This window comes from Pseudomonas sp. GD04015, from assembly GCF_029837675.1.
GTDB classification, from domain to species: Bacteria; Pseudomonadota; Gammaproteobacteria; order Pseudomonadales; family Pseudomonadaceae; genus Aquipseudomonas; species Aquipseudomonas paralcaligenes.
The window spans coordinates 1-19285 of record NZ_JAOEEE010000046.1; the positions used below are offsets into that span (position 1 = coordinate 1).

The window sequence follows — 19285 nt, forward strand, 5'->3', positions numbered from 1 at the left end:
CTCGGCGTAGCTCAAGCTACGCTCGCCAGCTACTAGCGCGATGGCCTCGGGAGTCCGCGTCACCTGCGCCTCGATCAGCCGGTGAATGCTCGTCTCGACCACCGCCTCGACGGCCGGGTTCCACGCATCCAGGCGCTCGCGCTCATCCTCCGTCAGCAGCGGCAGTTCAGCGACACGTTGCGCCGTGCTGGCCACGACCCCGCGAAGCAACTGGGTCCAATGGCGGCCCATGCGCTCGATGGTTTCCCGGTTGAACAGCGCGGTGGCATAACTCAGGGAGGCGCCGATACCTCCGGCATACTCGAAGGTATCCAGGGTCAGATCGAACTGCGCCGTGTGGTTCTCGCGGCCCACCGCCTCCACCCTCAGGCCAGGCAGTTGCCGCGCCTCGCCCCGGGATTCGCTCTGATGGTTGAACATCACCTGGAACAGCGGGCTCTGGCTCAGGCTGCGCTCCGGTTGCAGGGCATCCACCAGTTGCTCGAAGGGCAGATCCTGGTGAGCCTGGGCGCCAACCACGCGCAGCTTGACCTGGCACAGCAACTCGCTGAACGAGGTATCCGGCTCGAACTCGGCCTTGAGCACCTGAGTGTTCACGAAGAAGCCGATCAATCGCTCCGTCTCCACCCGGTTGCGGTTAGCGATAGGCACGCCGACGCGGATATCGCGCTGCCCGGTGTAGCGATGCAGCAGCGACTGGAAGGAGGTCAGGAGCACCATGAACAGAGTGACGCCCTGCTCCTGGGCCAGCAGCTTCAATGCCCCGGCCAGGTCGGCGTCGAGTTCGATCCCCAAGGTTGCCCCGGCGAAGCTCTGCACCGCCGGGCGCGCCCGGTCGGTGGGCAGCTGCAGCACCGGTTGCTCGTCGCCCAACTGGGCCCGCCAATAGGCCAGTTGTCGCTCCCGCTCGCCCGCCTCCATCCAGCTGCGTTGCCAGATGGCGTAATCGGCGTACTGGATCGGCAGCGCCGGCAGGGCCGCCCTGCCACCCTCGCGGCAACCGATGTAGAGCTGGATCAGCTCGTCCACCATCACCGGCGCCGACCAGCCATCCGAGACAATGTGGTGCAGGGTCATCACCAGGATGTGGTCGTCCTCGCCGAGGCGCAGCAGCCGTACTCGCAGCAGCTGGCCGTGCTCCAGATCGAAGACCTGGCGGATCTCGGCCTCGATCCGCTCACGGATCTCCGCCTCCTCCGGGTCATCCAGCATATCCAGCGCGAGTTCGAAGCGAGTCTCGGAATGAATCACCTGCCAGGCCTGCCCCGCATCCTGGCGGAAATTGGTACGCAGGGTTTCATGGCGCTCGATCAGTTGCTGGAAGCTGCGGCGCAAGGCCCCGATATCCAGATGCCCGCGCAGGCGCAGCACCGTCGGCATGTGGTAGGCCGTGCTTTCCGGCTCCAGCTGCCAGAGAAACCATTGCCGTTGCTGGGCGAAGGACAGCGGCAGACGCTCGACATCGGTGCGCAGCACCGGGATAGGGAACTGGGCAAGACTGATGCCCTTTGCCGTCAGCTTCGCCAGAAACTGTCCACGTTGCGGCAGGGGCAGTTGAACGAATCGGTACACCAGTTCCATGTTCTTATCGATCGACATCTCAAACCGCCTCAAGCTCACTCATAAAGTCGTGCAACTCATCCATATCCGCAGCGCTGCTGGGCTGCAGGCCCGCGATGGCCACTGCGTAGGCCTGCAGGTTCGCCGCCTCGAAGAGCAACGCCAGGGGCAGGTTGACCCCGAGGGCGATCTGCAGGCGGCCGGTCACCTGGGTCGCCAGCAGCGAATGCCCGCCCAGCTCGAAGAAGTTGTCGGCAAGGCCTACCCTCTCCAGCTTCAGCACCTCGGCCCAGGCCGCCGCCACCTGCTGTTCCAGTTCGCTGACCGGAGCCACGAACTGGCGCAGCAGCAGGCTGGCATCCGGCGCCGGCAGGGCCTTGCGGTCCAGCTTGCCGTTGGGGCTCAGGGGCAGTCGCGGCAGAAACAGCAGGTGCGCTGGCCACATGTAATCCGGCAGGTTCGCCTTCAGGGCCAGCCGCAGTTCTTCCCGCAACTCGTCCTCGCCAATGGCCTCCGGATCGGCGGCCACCACGTAGCCCACCAGTTGCTTGCCGTTGGGGCCATCCAGAGCCAATACCGCCGCTTCGCGCACGCTAGCCTGCTCCAGCAGACGAGCCTCGATCTCGCCCGGCTCGATGCGGAAGCCGCGGATCTTCACCTGGTGGTCGATGCGCCCCACGTACTCGATCACACCGCCCTCACCGTGGCGGGCCAGGTCGCCGGTGCGATACAGACGGCCACCGCCGGCTTCATCGAAAGGGTCTGGAATGAAGCGTTCGGCAGTCAGCGCAGGGCGTTGGTGGTAACCACGGGCAAGGAGTTCGCCGCCGATCACCAGTTCACCCACGGCCCCGCAGGGAACGAGGTTCCCGGCGCGGTCCAGCAGGTAGATGGCGCGGCCTTCCAGCGGCCGGCCTACGGGCATCGACAGAGGCAGCGCGGCGCTCCCGGTGAGGTACGCCGTGCAGTCGTGGGCAGTGACGGTCACGGTGGCCTCGGTCGGGCCATAGGTGTTCAGCAGGCGCACATGGCCTAGACCGGCCTGCTTCCAGGCGGCTACCCCTTCCGGCGGCATCGCCTCGCCCCCGGAGTGGACCTGGTGCAGACGGCCATAGTCCCTCGGCCCCTTGGCGGCAAAGTCCGTGGCCAGCAGGAACCAGTAGGCCGTGGTCAGATCGACCACGCTGATGTCCTTGTCGATCAACTCGCGGTAGAAGGTCTCGCTGTCCCAGATGTCCTGCCCACGGATCACCACCGAAGCACCGCACACCAGCGCAGGATAGAGCTGCTCGACGAAGCCATCGAAGTTGAAGGTGGCGAACTGCAGGATGCGGTCGCTGGCGGAAAGGTTGAAGAAGCCGAGGGACACGAAGGCATGCCGGCTCAGGGAGTCGTGACTGATGTCAACGCCCTTGGGCCGCCCGGTGGAGCCCGAGGTGTACATGATGTATGCGAGGTTCTGCGGCTCGGCGAGGCTGACCGGGTTCTCCTCCGGATAGCCTTCCGGCCAGAGGCTGCCTGGCTCCAGGTAGAGGCTGCGCACGCCCGCCGGTAGCAACAGCCGTTGCTCTACCCGGGACTGGGTCAGGAGCAGGCGAATTCCGCTGTCTTCCATCATGTAGTTCAGGCGTTCCGCCGGGTATTGCGGGTCCAGCGGAACGTAGGCACCGCCCGCCTTGAGGATGCCCAGCAACCCCACCACCATCTCCAGGCCACGCTCCAGGGCAACGCCCACGGCCACGTCCGGGCCCACACCCAGTTCGCGCAGGTGGTGGGCGATGCGGTTGGCACGCTGGTTCAGCTGGCGGTAGCTCAGGCACTGGTCGCCGAACACCAGGGCCACCGCCTCCGGCGTGCGCTCCACCTGGGCCTCGATCAGGAGGTGAATGCACTGGCCACCCGGATGGCCGGCCGGCGCGCGACCCCAGTCGTGGATCACTCGACACTGCTCGTCCTCGGTCTGCCAGGACAGGTCCGCCAGGCAGGTCTGGGCGTCAGCCACGAGGGCCTCCAGCAGCCGGCCGAAATGCCCGGCGATCTGGGCGATGGTAGCCTCGCTGAAGTGCTGGCGGTCGTGGCTGTAGTGGATCGACAGGGTCTCGCCGGCCTCGATGGTCAGGGTCAATGGGTAGTTGGTCTGCCCCTTGCCCAGCAGATCGCGGAACACCAGCCCCTCGGGGGAGGCGTCGCGGAGTGCGTCCGCCACCGGGTAGTTCTCGAACACCAGGATGTTATCGAACAGGGCCTTGCCGCCCCAGCCAGCCCAGCTCTGGATGTCATACAACGGGCTATGCTCGAATTCCCGCAGTTTGAGGTTCTCGTCCTGGACCTGTCTCAGCCATTCGCCCACCGATTGTTCCGGGCGGGGACTGGCGATCACCGGTAGGGTATTGATGAATAGCCCCAGTTGCCGGTCCACGCCCTTCAACTCCATCGGCCGCCCCGCCACCGTGGCACCGAAGGAGACGGACTCCTGGCCGGTGTAGCGCTGTAGCAGCAGCAACCAGGCCGCCTGCATCAGGGTATTGAGGGTGACTCGCTGCTGGCGGGCGAATTCGTGCAGCGTGCGGCTCTGCTCGCCACTGAGCAGATGCAGGTGCTCGCCATAGCCTTCGCCCAGGCCGCGCTGGCGAATCGTCGGAGCCAGCAGGGTCGGCTCCTCCAACTGGCACAGACGCTCACTCCAGAAAGTTTCGGCCTGGGCCTTGTCCTGCTGGCCCAGCCATTGGATGTAATCGCGGTAGTGGCCTTCCTGGGCTTCGAGGGCACGCCCGGCGTACACCTGCAGCACCTCGCCCAGGAGTTGGGAATTGCTCCAGCCATCCATGAGAATGTGGTGCATGGTCAGGATCAGGTGGTGGGTACGCTCCCCGATGCGGATCACCGCCAGGCGCAGCAGAGGTCCATGCTCCATGTCGAAGCCACTGCGGTAGTCCGCCTGGGCCCAGTCATCCAGGGCGCTATCCAGGTCAGCCCGACCGCGCCAGTCCAGTTCGGTGAAGGGCACCTCGACGCGTCGCTGGATCAGTTGCAACGGCCGACCGAGGGTATTCAGGAAGCTGGCTCGCAGCACCTCGTGGCGATCCACCGCCGCCTGCCAGGCAGCGCGCATGCGTGGGACATCCATGCCGTCGACATTCACCCGCGTCTGGTTGACGTAGTCGCCATTGCCGGCGGCGAACACCGCATGGAACAGCATGCCCTCCTGCATCGGCGACAGCGGATAGACGTCCTCCAAGTCCGCCAGGGGAATCGGCAGTGTCTCCAGCTGCGCCGGGCTCAATCCCGAGAGGGCGAAGGGAGCGGTCTCGGGAGCGGTAATAGGCGCGGCAGCCGTCTTCCGCTCTTCGATGGGCTTGGCCACCTGCGCCAGTTCGCGGATGGTCTGCTGCTCGAACAGTTGTTTGGGGGTCAGCTTTAAGCCACGGCGCTTGGCCCGGGCGATGATCTGCAGGCTCAGGATCGAGTCGCCGCCCAGCTCGAAGAAGTTGTCGGAGGCCCCGACCTTCTCCCGCTTCAGCACTTCGGCCCAGATCGCTGCCAGCGCCTCTTCGATCTCACCGGTCGGTTCGACATGTTCCTGGGTAGCCACTCCGGCTTCCGGCAGAGCCTTGCGATCCAGCTTGCCGTTGGCGGTGAGGGGCAGGCGCTCCAGCAGCAGGATATGCGCCGGCACCATGTAGTCCGGCAGGCGCTCCCGCAGCGCCTGCTGCAACGCCTCGGCGGTGACATCTTCTACCACGGCGCAATAGGCCACCAATTGCAGACGGGCCCGGTCGCTTTCCAGCGGGATCGCCCGGACCACGGCTTCCTTCACACCGGCGAGGCCCAGTAGCGCCTGGGTCACTTCGCCGGGCTCGACCCGGTAGCCACGGATTTTCACCTGGTCGTCGGCGCGACCGATGAACTCCAGCACGCTACCGTTGGCCTCGCGGGCCAGGTCGCCGGTGCGATAGAGCCGGTCACCGAAGGCGGCCGGCACGAAGCGCTCGGCGGTCAGCGCCGGACGGCCCAGGTAGCCCTGGGCCAGGCCTGCGCCTCCCAGGTAGAGCTCGCCCGCGACGCCCGGCATGGCGGGGTTAAGGTAAGGATCGAAGATTAGCGCCTGACCGTTCGCCAGGGGCGCACCCACCGGTACGCTGCGGCTGCCCCCGAGGACATCGTGCACCTCGTGGGTGAGCATGCCCACGGTGGTCTCCGTGGGACCGTAGTGGTTGATGACCCGGCAACCCGGCTTGAGCTGGCGGACATTCTCCACCAGTGGCCAGGGACAGGCCTCCCCACCCAGCACCAGGGCGTGGGCCGGCAGCACATCAGCCGGACGGGCGGCCTGCAGCAAGCCCTGCAGGTGGCTCGGCACCAGTTTCAGTACGGCCACCTGGTGGCTCGCCATGTAGCCCGCGAAGGCGTCCGGGTCGAACGCCAGTTCATGGGCCAGCAGGTGCAGCGGGCGCCCGGAGGCCAGGGCGCCGAAGAGCATGGTGTGCCCCAGGTCGGCGGCGATGGTGGAAACCATGGCCAGGCTGGCGTCCGTCGGTAGTTTCAGGCGCTCGAGCACCGCCTGCAGGTAGTTGGCCAGGGCGCCATGACTGACCACCACGCCCTTGGGGTTGCCCGTGGAGCCCGAGGTATAGATCAGGTAGGCAGCCTGCTGCGGATCGAGGTCCAAGAGCAGCGGCTTGGCGTCGTAGCCGGCCCAGGCAGCAGGCTCGTAAGCCAGGGTCCTAGCCCCGACGATGGCGGAAAAGCGTTCATCGACGCGGTCGTGGATCAGCATGGCAGCGCCACTGTCATCCAGCAGTTGCTGGACGCGTTCGAGAGGTTGCTGGTCATCCAGGGGCAGGTAGGCCCCTCCGCTCTTGAGCACCGCCAGTACCGCCGTCACCCACTCCACCGAGCGCGCCTGGCAAAGGGCGACGATGGAGCCGGTGCCGACGCCCCGGGCCTGGAGGTGACGGGCCAGTCGGTTGGATGCCTGCTCCAGTTCCGGGTAGCCGACCACCTGCTCGCCGCAACGCACATGCCCCTCGGCCGGCTGCTCCAGCGCGTACTGCCAGAGAGCGAGGAAATCGGCACAGGGATAGTCACTACGGGCCGGCGCGCCTACCTCTCGAACCACCTCGGGGTGCTCCAGCAGGCGGGTGTGCGGTGCGCTCACCAGGGTCTCCAGCACGGCGCGCAAGGAGCCGGCCAGGCGCTCGATGGTAGCCGCGTCGAACAGGTCGGTGGCGTAGGTGAAGGTCGCGTCTATCCCCTCGGGGGTATCGGTGAAATCGAAGGCCAGGTCGAAGTGCGCGTCCACGGTTTCCAGGGGGTAGCCCTCGACCACCAGGCCGGCCAGGCGGCGGGCGCCGGTTTCCCGGGCGACGTTCTGGTTGATCTTGAACTGGAATAGCGGGTTGTGGCCCAGATGACGCTCCGGCGCCAGGGCATCCACCAGTTGCTCGAAGGGCAGGTCCTGATGGGATTGCGCGCCAGCCACCACGGCCCGGACCTGCTCGGCCAGTTCGTGGAAGGTGGCGCACTCGTCCACCTGCACACGCAGGACCTGGGTGTTGATGAAGAAGCCGATCAGGCCTTCAAGCTCCTTGCGGTTGCGCCCGGCGTTCGGCGCGCCGATGCGGATGTCCGCCTGGCCGCTGTAGCGCGACAGCACCACCGCCACCGCCGCGAGCACCAGCATGAACAGGGTGTGGCCGTTGCCGCGTGCATGAGCCCGCAGGCGGTCGGCCAGCGCCGGGTCGATGTCGGCACGCACCAGCCTGCCCCGGAAGCTCGGGCTGGCGGGGCGCTCATGGTCCAGGGGCAGGCTCAGCACTGGCTGTTCGTCACCCAGTTGCGCCTGCCAGTAGGCCAGTTGCCGCTCACCCTCCCCGGCCTCCAGCCAGGCCCGTTGCCAGATCGCGTAGTCGGCGTACTGGATCGGCAGCTCGGTCAGTGCGGCACCGCGCCCTTCCACCTCCGCCCCGTAGAGCTGGACGAACTCCTCCACCATCAGCTCGCTCGACCAGCCGTCGGAGACGATGTGGTGCATGCACAGGGTCAGCACGTACTCGTCATCGGCCAGTCGCAGCAGCTTGGCCCGCAGCAACGGTCCCTGGAGCAGGTCGAAAGGCCGGGACAGCTCGTCGCGCACCCGCGCCCGAAGCGCGTCCTCGTCCAGGCCCGCCATACAGGCCTCCATCTCCAGGCGTAGCGGTGCCTCCTCCAGCACCTCCTGGTAGTAGCTGCCGTCCACGGAGACGAAGCGGGTGCGCAGGGCTTCGTGGCGACGAACCAGCGCCTGCAACGCCCGCTCCATGGCCCCACTGTCCAGTTCACCACGCAGGCGCACCGCCATGGGCACGTTGTAGAAGGTGCTGTCCGGCTCCATCTGCCAGAGGAACAGCAGGCGCTGCTGCGCATAGGACAGGGGGATACGCTCCGCGTCCTGGCGGGTGGGCATGATCGGCAGCAGGCGGAAGCTCTGGCCGGTTTCCACCATCCTGTCGAGAATGCTCCGGCGCTGATCCAGCGGAAGGCTGACGAAGCGCTTGGCGATACGTTCTGCGGCTGTTCTGTCCATCGTCATGCCTCCGCCAGAGCGTCCATGAGTTTCTCGATATCACTCAGGCCATCCTCACTCAGGGACAGGCCGTCGCTTTCCAGCGCCATGGCAAATTCGCTCAACATAGGGTTCTCGAAAATGAGGCGCAGCGGCACGTCGATGCCGAGCTGCGCATTGATTTGGGAAATGGCCTGGGCGGCCAGCAGGGAGTGCCCGCCCAGCTCGAAGAAGTTGTCGGAAAGTCCGACCCGCTCCACCTTCAGCACCTCGGCCCAGATGGCCACCAGGCGCTCCTCCAGTTCCGTGCGCGGCGCCACGTAAGCCTGTTGATGCAGGCTGGCGTCCGGCTGCGGCAGAGCCTTGCGGTCCAGCTTGCCGTTGGGGTTCAGGGGCAGACGGTCGAGGAACAGGAAATGGCTTGGCACCATGTAGTCCGGCAGCTCCGCCCGTAGCGCATCCCGCAGGCGACCACGCAGAGCCTGGGCATCCGCCGGAGAGGATTCCGCCACCAGGTAAGCAGCCAGTTGCTGACCACCGGGCCCGTCCACGGCCAGCACCACCGCCTCGCGGATCGCCGGCAGGGCGCGCAGCTTCACCTCGATCTCGCCAAGTTCGATGCGCAGACCACGAATCTTCACTTGGTGGTCGACCCGGCCCAGGTATTCGATCAGACCGTCATCGCCGAAACGGGCCAGATCGCCGCTGCGGTAGAGCCGGCCGCCGCCCTGCTCGCCGTCATCGAACGGGTCGGGCAGGAAGCGCTCCGCCGTCAGCCCCGGACGCCGCCAGTAGCCTTCGCCGACGCAGTCGCCGCCGATGAACAGCTCGCCCACCACGCCCGGCGCGACCAGCTCACCTGCCGTTCCCAGCAGGCGCACCGTTACCCCCGGCAAGGGCCGCCCGATGGGCAGCCCGGCGCGCCCCACGATAGCGGGCCCCGGCAGGGCGTGGCCGATCACCACGTCGGTGCATTCGGTGGGGCCGTAGGTGTTCTGCACCACGACCTCCGCCGCGTGGGACGCACTCAGCCATCCTGCCAGTTCGCCCGGCTGGATCGGCTCGCCACCGAGGAGCAGATGACGCAGGGAGCGCAGTTTCGAATGCTCGCCTTGGAGCATCGGATAGAACGCGCTCGGGGCACAGTTGACCACTGTCAGACGGTGATCCTCGATCTGCTGGCGATGGCCCAGGGGATCGTAGCCCGGCGCCGGCAGGTGCAGTTGGCCACCGACACAGAGCACGCCGTAGATGTTCTTCTGGGTCAGATCAAAACCATGGGAGCTGATAAGCAGCACGCCGTCGCGTGGGGTCAGGCCACAACCCTCGCGGTACCAGCGCAGGAGGTTGCCGAAGCTGCCCCGGCGCACCGCCGCGCCCTTGGGCTGACCGGTAGAGCCGGAGGTATAGATCACGTAGGCCAGGTTCTGCGGCCCGTTGATGCTTACCGGATTGCTTTCGGCATGGCCCTCCAGCCAGTCTTCGCCGGCCTCCAGCAGCAGGCATTGACCCCCCTCCGGAACGCCCAGCTGCTCTCTCAGATGCGCCTGGGTCAGCAACAGACCGATGCCACTGTCGGCCAGCATGTAGCTGAGTCGTTCGCGGGGGTACTCCGGGTCCAGAGGCACATAGGCACCACCAGCCTTGAGGATACCTAGCAGCCCCACCACCATTTCCAGGCTGCGCTCCACCGCGATGCCCACCAGCACATCCGGACCGACGCCACGAGCACGCAGAGCGTGAGCCAGTTGGTTGGCGCGGCGGTTCAGTTCAGCGTATCCGAGAGACTGGCTGCCACATACCAGCGCCGTGGCATCAGGGGTCCTGGCCACCTGTGCCTCGATAAGCTGGTGAACACAGAGCGCCGCCGGGTGGCTGTCCGCCGTGCGACTCCAGGGGCCGAGAACCCGCTGGCGTTCGCCTTCGGCCAGCATCGATAGCTCGGCCAGCGGGCGCTCCGCGTCGGCAATGAGTCCTTCCAGCAGGTTACCGAAGTGCCCGGCGATGGCGCCGATGGAGGCCGCGCTGAAGTAACGGCGGTCGTAGCTGTAGTGAATCGTCAGTTCGTCTGCCAGCCCGAGGGTCAGGGTCAGCGGGTAGTTGGTGCGTTCGTGGTTCTCCGTTGCGGAGAAGCGCAGGCCCGCTGGGGCCCCCTGTTGCAGCACCTCCGACACCGGGTAGTTCTCGAACACCAGGATGCTGTCGAACAGCCCGTCGCCACTGCGGCCCGCCCAGCGCTGAATCTCGAACAGCGGGGTATGTTCGTGCTCGCGCAGCGCCAGGTTCTGCCCCTGCACCTGTTCCAGCCATTGCCCCACAGTCAGCTCCGGTCTCGGGCTGGCGATGACCGGCAAGGTGTTGATGAACAGGCCCAGTTGCCGCTCCACCCCCGGCAGGTCCGCCGGACGTCCCGCCACCGTGGCGCCGAAGGCCACGCAGTCCTGGCCGGTGTAGCGCTGCAACAGCAGCAGCCAGGCCGACTGCACCAGGGTGTTGACCGTCAGCCGCTGCTGGCGGGCGAACTCTCCCAGGGCCTGGGTGCGCTGCGCATCCACTACCTGGTAGTGATCATCATGGCCGGCATCGTCCACGGTCTCGTCGCGCTTGAGCGCCTGGACCAGGAAGGTCGGTTCTTCCAGCGGCTGCAACTGGCCTCTCCAGAAAGCTTCACTGACCTGGCTATCCTGGGCGGCGAGCCACTCGATGTAGTCGCGATAGCGGCCGGCGTAGGGGATGCAGGCCTCCCGGCCATACACCTGCAGCACCTCACCCAGCAACTGGGAGTTGCTCCAGCCGTCCATGAGGATGTGGTGACTGGTGTAGATCAGGTGATGGCTGTTTTCGCCGGTGCGGATCACCCCCAGGCGCAGCAGCGGATCGCGCAGTAAGTCAAAGCCCCGCTGGCGGTCGGCCAGGGCCCAGGCGTCCAGGTCCTGCTGGAGTTGAGCATGCTGGGACCAGTCGAGCACCGTGAAAGGCAGCTCGAGGCGTTTGCGGATCACCTGCAGCGGTTGCTCGAACAGGGTGACGAAGCTGGCCCGAAGCACCTCCTGGCGCTCCACCACCACGTCCCAGGCGTGGCGGAAGCGCTCCACATCAAGCCCTTGCACGTCGACCCGCAACTGGTTGATGTAGCTGCCGCTCTCCTGTTCGAGAAGGGTGTGGAAGAGCATGCCCTGCTGCATGGGCGACAACGGGTAGAGATCGTCGATTTCCCGTGCCGGCAGCGGCAGGCAGTCCAGTTGCTCCTGAGTCAGCCCGGCCAGGGGGAAGTCCGAGGGCGTCACCGCCGAGGCCTGCCCCTGGACGCAATGGTCGATCAGTTGGCGCAGCTCCTCGGCATAGGCGTCGGCCAGGTGCTGAATGGTGGCTTCCCGGAACATCTCGCGGCTGAAGCTCCAGCCCATGCTCAGCTCGCTGGCGAACACCTGGCCGTTGATGGACAGCCAGTTGCCCAGCGGCGCGTCGGCGCTCAGATTGGCGCCGGCCCGCTCCTCGGCCGGCACGAAGAAGGCGCCCTCGCCGTCTCCAACGAAGCTGCCGTCGAACTGGCCAAGGTAGTTGAAGGTGATCCGTGCTGGTGGCAGCGCCGCGAGCCGTAGCCGCGTCGCCGGCTCGCCCAGGTAGCGCAGCGCGCCGAAGCCGACGCCCTTGGCGGGGATGCCGCGCAGTTGTTCCTTGATCCGCTTGAGCGAGCCTTCCAGGGTATCCGCCGGGCTCAACCGCACAGGGTACAGGCTGGTGAACCAGCCGAGGGTGCGAGTCAAGTCGATCTCGTCGAACAGGTCTTCGCGACCGTGGCCTTCCAGTTGCACCCGCACCGAATCCTCTCCGGTCCAGCGGGCAATGACCCGGGCCAGCGCCGTCAGCAACAGATCGTTGACCTGGGTGCGATAGGCCGCCGGCGCCTGCTGCAGCAGCTTGCGGGTGTAGCCGGAATCCAGCCGGGTGTGGATGGTGGCGACATGGCGCTGCTGCAAAGCCCCCCCCGGGGTTGTCACAGGGCAGGTCGGCAGAAATCCCCCCTAGCTGCTGCAGCCAGTAAGCCTCTTCCTGCCGGCCTTCGCCCGTGGCGTAGCGGGCAAGGCGCTCAGCCCAGCCCCGAGTAGAACTGGTCTTGGCTGGCAGAACCACCGGCGTGCTTGCGGCCAGTTGTCCGTAGGCGGTCTGTAGATCATCCAGCAGGATGCGCCAGGACACGCCATCCACCACCAGGTGATGGATCGCCAGCAACAACCGCTGGCTGCCATCGGCCAGATTCGCCAGCACGGCCCGCAACAAGGGCCCACGACACAGATCCAGGCTGCGCTGGGCCTTGTCGCAGAGTGCCTCCAGTGCCTCGGAATCGCTCACTTCCGCCTGCCACAGCAAAGGGCTGTCTGCCCAGGCCTGTTCCTGTTCGGCCAGGGGGCGGTAATGGGCGCTCCAGGCCCCATCGCTCTGCTGGACGAATACGAGGCGCAGGGCGTCGTGCTGGCTGGCCAGGGCCCGCAGGGCCTGCTCCAGCAACTCGGCGTCCAGCGGCTGGCCTGCCTTGAGCAGCACCGACTGGTTCCAGTGATGACGCTCGGGGATGGCCTCCTCGAAGAAGTAATGCTGGATCGGCAGCAGCGCGGCCTCACCGACCAGCGGCCCCTGGTCGACCAGCACTGCCGCTTCGCCTTGCCGGGCGATGCTGGCCAGGCCTTGCACCGTCTGGTGCTGGAACAGCTCCTTGGGAGTGAAATGGATACCGGCCTGACGGGCACGGCTGACCACCTGGATCGAGACGATGGAATCCCCCCCCAGCTCGAAGAAGTTGTCGGTGAGTCCCACCCGCTCCACCTTCAGCACTTCGGCCCAGATAGCGGCGATGCTCTGCTCCAGCACCGTGCGCGGTGCCACGTAGACCTGCTGCGACTGGCTGGCATCCGGCTCCGGCAGCGCCTTGCGGTCCAGCTTGCCGTTGCCGGTCAGCGGCAGGTGGTCGAGGAACAGCAGGTGCGCCGGCACCATGTAGTCCGGCAGCACCGCCTTCAGCCGCTCGCGCAGCTCCACCCGCAGACCGGCCTGGACCTCCTCCTCCACGGAGTCGGTCAGCAGATAACCCACCAGCTGCTTGCCGCCAGGGCCCTCCCTGTCCAGCACCACCGCTTCGCGGATCGCCGGGTGCTCCTGCAGCTTCGCCTCGATCTCGCCTAGTTCGATGCGGAAACCACGGATCTTCACCTGGTGATCGATCCGACCCGCATACTCGATCACCCCTTCGCCCCGATCCCGGGCCAGATCGCCGCTGCGGTACAACCGACCACCGCCCTGGGCACTGGTGTCGAAGGGATCGGGGATAAAGCGCTCGGCGGTCAGCGCCGCGCGGCGGTGATAACCCCGGGCCAGCCCCGCCCGGCCGATGTGCAGCTCGCCATGGCTGCCCGGCGCCGCCGGGTTCAGCTGGCCGTCCAGCAGGTACCAGGACAGGTCCGGGATCACCTCGCCGATGGGGCTCACCGCCGCCTGTTCCAGGTCCGCCCGAGACAGCGGCCGATAGGTCACGTGCACCGTGGTTTCGGTGATGCCGTACATGTTCACCAGTTGCGGCTGGTCATCGCCGAAGCCGTCGAACCAAGGCTCCAGGCTGCCCACGTCCAGGGCCTCGCCACCGAAGACCACATAGCGCAGGGCCAGGGACTGGCCGGCCTCGGCCGCCGCGCAAGCCACCGGAATCAGTTGCTTGAAGGCCGACGGCGTCTGGTTCAGTACCGTCACCCCGTCCCGCACCAGCAAGGCCAGGAAGTCCTCCGGCGAGCGCGACACTTCCTTCGCTACCAGCACCGCCGTGCCGCCGTAGAGCAGCGCGCCAAACAGCTCCCACACCGAGAAATCGAAGGCGTAGGAGTGGAACACCGCCCACACGTCCCGCGCATCGAACTGGAACCAGTCCTCCGTGGCCTCGAACAGCCGCGACACGTTGTGGTGCGGCAGCAGCGTGCCTTTCGGCTTGCCGGTGGAGCCCGAGGTGTAGATCACATAGGCCAGGTTGTCCGGGGTGCACAGATTGACCGGGTTGTGCTCGGGCTGGCCGTCCAACCAGTCTTCCTCGCCGTCCAGTGCCAGGCATTGAATGCTTTCGGGAATCGGCAGCGTCGATGTGAGGTGGGACTGGGTCAGCAACAGACCAATGCCGCTGTCTTCCAGCATGTAGCTCAGGCGGTCGCTCGGATACTCCGGGTCCAGCGGCACATAGGCGCCGCCGGCCTTGAGGATGCCCAGCAACCCCACCACCATTTCTAGACTGCGCTCCACCGCGATACCCACCAGCACGTCCGGGCCGACGCCACGGGCACGCAGGGCATGAGCCAGCCGGTTGGCCCGGCGGTTCAGCTCGCCGTAGCTGAGAGACTGATCTCCATAGACCAGGGCCGTGGCCTCGGGGGTCTTGGCCGCCTGGGCTTCGATTCGCTGGTGCAGGCAGTCCGTCACCGGGAACCGGGTGGTTGCGCTGTTCCAGTCCTGTAGCAATCGTTGCTCGGCCTTCGCATCCAGCAGCGGCAGGTCGCCGATACGCTGCCCCGGTTGGGCAACGATACCCTGCAACAGGGTGATCCAGCAGTCCCGCAGGCGCTCGAGGGTACGGCCCTCGAACAGCGCCGTGCAGTAGGTCAGCGAGGCACCGATGCCCTGCTCGCCTTCCACGGTATCCAGGCTCAGGTCGAACTGCGCGGTATGGTTCTCCCAGGCCACGCCTTCCACCTGCAGGTGTGGCAGGTACCGAACTTCGCCTGCGACCTCGCGCTGGTGGTTGAACACCACCTGGAACAGCGGGCTGTGGCTCAGGCTGCGCTCCGGTTGCAGCACCTCCACCAGTTGCTCGAAAGGCAGGTCCTGGTGGGCTTGCGCGCCCAGGGCCGTGGCCTTCACCTGTTGCAACAGATCATCGAAGCCGAGTTGCGGCGTGAAGGTGGCCTTGAGTACCTGGGTGTTGACGAAGAAGCCGATCAGCCCTTCGGTTTCCAGTCGATTGCGGTTGGCGATCGGCACCCCGACACGGATGTCGTCCTGCCCGCTGTAGCGGTGCAGCAGCGTCTGGAACGAGGCCAGCAGCAGCATGAACAGGGTCACACCCTGCTTCTGGGCGTGCTGCTTCAGGGCCCAGGCCAGTTCGTCGTCCAGCACGAAGTCCAGGCTCGCACCGGCATGGCTCTGCACCGCCGGGCGCGGGTGGTCGGTGGGCAGTTCCAGCACCGGCTGCTCATCACCCAGTTGTGCCTGCCAGTAGGCCAGCTGCCGCTCACGTTCGCCGGCATCCATCCACTGCCGTTGCCACAGGGCGTAGTCGGCATACTGAAACGCCAAGACTGGCAACGACACTTCCTTGCCGGTGCTGAAGCCCTCGTAGAGCTGCACCAACTCGTCCACCATGATCGGCGTCGACCAGCCATCGGTGACGATGTGGTGCAGGGTCAGCACCAGCACATGTTCGTCCGCCACCAGTTGCAGCAGTTTCACTCGCAGCAAGGGGCCGTGTTCCAGATCGAAGGGGCGTTGTACTTCGACTTCGATCAACGCTTGCAAGGTCTCCTCAGTCGCCGCTTCCACCATTAGGTCCACCGGCAACTGAGGGTGAATCACCTGCACAGCCTGCTCGCCCACCTGCTGGAAGGTGGTGCGCAGGGATTCGTGGCGCTGCACCAGGGCATCGAAGCTGCGTTGCAGCGCGGGAATATCCAGCGCCCCCTTCAGGCGCAAGGCCGTGGGGATGTGGTAGGCGGCGCTCGTTGGCTCCAGTTGCCAGAGGAACCACTGGCGCTGCTGGGCATAGGACAGCACCAGGGGTTGTGCACGATCGGCCGTGGCGAAGGCCGGTGCGCCGTTGCCCACCGCACCGTCGATACGCTGGACGAAGGCGGAGAGCGTCGGCGCCTCGAACAGCTCCCGCAAGGGCAGTTCGATGGCCAGGGCCTGGCGAACCCGGGAGATCACCTGGGTCGCCAGCAGGGAATGGCCACCCAGCTCGAAGAAATGGTCGGTCAGGCCGACCCGCTCCACTTTGAGCACCTCGGCCCAGATAGCGGCGACGAGCTGCTCCCGCTCCGTACGCGGTGCCGCATAGGACTGTTGCGACTGGCTGGCATCCGGCTGCGGCAGGGCCTTGCGGTCCAGCTTGCCGTTGGGGGTCAGCGGCAAATGGTCAAGGAACAGCAGATGGGCCGGCACCATGTAGTCCGGTAGGGACGCCTTCAACTGCTCACGCAGCTCTGTCCGCAGCGCCTCCTGCTGCTCGGCTTGCCCAGCGGTGGCGATGAGGAAGCCCACCAGTTGCTTGCCGATGGGGCCGTCCATGTCCACCACCACCGCCTCGCGGATGTCCGCATGCGCTTGCAACGCGGCCTCGATCTCGCCCAGCTCGATGCGGAAGCCACGGATCTTTACTTGGTGGTCGATACGCCCCAGGTAATCCACCAGCCCATTGGGCCGAGCACGGGTCAGGTCGCCACTGCGGTAGAGCCGAGCCCCCAGCTCGCCGAAGGGGTCCGGCACGAAGCGCTCGGCGGTAAGCCCCGGACGCTCCAGGTAACCACGGGCCACACCCTGGCCACCCAGGTAGAGTTCGCCGGCCATGCCCACGGGCAGCAGATTCAGTCCGGCATCCAGCACATAGCCGCTGCGCCCGCCCACCAGCGTGCCAATGGGGGCGTAGGCCGCTCCGCAGGCGTCTTCCCGGCGCGCCTTCCAGAGCAGTGGCGTGACCACCGTTTCCGTCGGGCCGTAGCCGTTGAAGATGTATTGCGGGCGCAGGGCCCGCCAGGCCAGATCGTAGCTGGCCTGGGGTACGGCGTCGCCGCCGAAGCAGTAGATGCGTACCGCCGGAGGGTTGCCTTCACGCTCCGCGTGCTCGGCCAACTGCTGCAGATACACCGGCGGCAGCGCCGTCACGGTCACGCCCTGCTGTTGCATGACACGGTAGGTCTGTTCCGGGGTCCAGAGCTCGTCGCCGCGAAGGAGCAGACGTGCGCCGTGGATCAGAGTGGTCAGCCAGCGCTCATGGGCGCCGTCGAAGGCCAGGGACATGAACTGCAGCTCGCAGTCCCCGGGGGACATTTCGTAGCGTTCGCCAATGGCCAGGCAATGCATCGCCAGGGGGCCGTGAGCCACTGCCACCCCTTTGGGCTGGCCGGTGGAGCCGGAGGTGTAGATCACATAGGCCAGGTTGCCCTCGGCCAGTACGACCGCTGGCGCGGTCGCCGGCAGATGCTGCCAGGCATCGGCCCGGTCCAGGGCCAGCACAGGCAGCCCCGAGGGGATCGGCAGGCCCGCCTGGACGTCACTACGGGTCAGCACCAGCGCAGCGGCGCAGTCCTCCATGAGGTAGAGCAGGCGCTCCGGCGGATAGGCCACATCCAGGGGCACGTAGGCGCCGCCGGCCTTCAGCACCGCGAGGAAGGCCACCAGGGTCTCCACCGAGCGCGGAAGGGCGATGGCCACCCGTACCTCGGGGCCGACACCCAGTTCCCGCAGGCGATGGGCCAGGCGGTTGGCCTGCTGGTCCAGCTGGCCATAGGTGAGGCTGTGCCCTTCGCAGACCACGGCGATGGCCCCGGGGTCCCGCGATACCTGTTCCTCGAACAGCCGCTGCACCGGGCGGCCCGCCGCCTCGCGGCTCCAGCGCTGGGTAAAGATACCGAGTATGGTCTGACGCTCGGCCTCGCCCAGCATGGGCAGCTCGGCCACGGCCTTTTGCGGCTGACGGACGATGCCCGCCAGCAGGTTGAGCCAGTGTTCCAGCAGGCGCTGGCTTGTACCGCGTTCGAACAGCGCCGTGTCGTAGACCAGAGAGGCCTGGAGACCATGCTCGGTCTCGAAGGTATTCAGGGTCAGGTCGAAATGAGTGATCAGCAGGTCCCGATCCATGCCTTCTAGGCTCAACCCATCCAGTTGCCAGGTGCCACGACGGGCCTCCCGCTGGTGGTTGAACATCACCTGGAACAGCGGACCGTGGCTCAGGCTGCGCTCAGGCTGCAAGGCCTCGACCAGTTGCTCGAAGGGCAGGTCCTGATGGGCCTGGCCACCCAGTACCCGCTGCTTGGTCTGTTGCAGCAGATCGTCGAAGGTGAGCGACGGCACGAAGTCGGCTTTCAGCACCTGGGTGTTGACGAAGAACCCGATCAGCCGCTCGGTCTCCACGCGATTGCGGTTGGCGGTGGGGACGCCGACGCGGATGTCGTCCTGTCCGCTGTAGCGGTGCAGCAGCGCCTGGAAGGAGGCCAGCAGCAGCATGAACAGCGTGACGCCGCGCTCTTGGGCCAACTGCTTCAGAGCATGGGACAGTCCGGCATCCAGTGTCAGATCCAGGCTATCGCCTTCATGGCGCTGAAGCGCCGGACGCGGCCGGTCGATAGGCAGCTCCAGCACTGGCTGCTCGCCCCCCAGTTGCTCGGTCCAGTAGGTCAGTTGCCGCTCGCGCTCCCCCGCTTCCATCCAGTTGCGCTGCCACAGCGCATAGTCGGCGTACTGAATCGGCAACGCCGGCAGGCTCACCTCGTGCCCCGCGCGGTAGCCCTCGTAGCACTGCACCAGTTCCTCCACCATGATCGGCATGGACCAGCCGTCGGTGACAATGTGATGCAGGGTCAACACCATGACGTGCTCGTCTGCCGCCAGGCGCAGCAAGCGAACCCGCAGCAGCGGGCCGTTCTCCAGATCGAAGGGACGTTGTATCCCGTCATCGAGCCGGCGCGACAGGGCCTGCGGATCGGTGGAGTCGAGGGTTTCCAGAGCCAGTTCGATAGGCAGGTCGCCATGGATGACCTGAACCACCGACTCGCCTTCCTCGCGGAAGGTGGTGCGCAGCGACTCGTGGCGGTGGATCAGCGCGGCGAAGCTGCGTTGCAGCGCCTGGAGATCCAGCTGGCCCTTCAAACGCAGGGCCAGCGAGATGTGGTAGGCGGCGCTGTCCGGCTCCAGTTGCCAGAGGAACCACTGGCGCTGCTGAGCGTAGGAGAGCGTCAAGCGCTCTCCCTTCTCCCGAGGGGAAATGGGCGTGACCCCATACAGGTTCACACCCTGGCGCTTCAGCAGCGCGGCCAACGCCTTGCGCTCTTTGCTGGACAACGATCCGACGGAGTCGAGCAGTTCTTGCACGGGACCTCTCCTGGCAGCTTCTTGAAAAACAGTGGCGAGGCAGCAGGAGCGACGCTGGCGGCTTTG

Annotated in this window: 1 protein-coding gene and 2 pseudogenes; all 3 read right to left on the reverse strand. The window is 66.5% G+C overall.

The features are described 5' to 3' along the window. A pseudogene (locus N7640_RS23610) lies at nt 1-8125 on the reverse strand (amino acid adenylation domain-containing protein); the annotation flags it as partial. 2 nt (nt 8126-8127) lie between these two features. Continuing rightward, complete coding sequence (locus N7640_RS23615; protein ID WP_279906248.1) at nt 8128-12105, reverse strand: amino acid adenylation domain-containing protein; 3978 nt, start codon at nt 12103-12105, stop codon at nt 8128-8130. A 55-nt stretch (nt 12106-12160) separates the two neighbouring features. After that, nucleotides 12161-19219: pseudogene (locus N7640_RS23620) on the reverse strand (amino acid adenylation domain-containing protein); the annotation flags it as partial. Nucleotides 19220-19285: the final 66 nt, after the last annotated feature.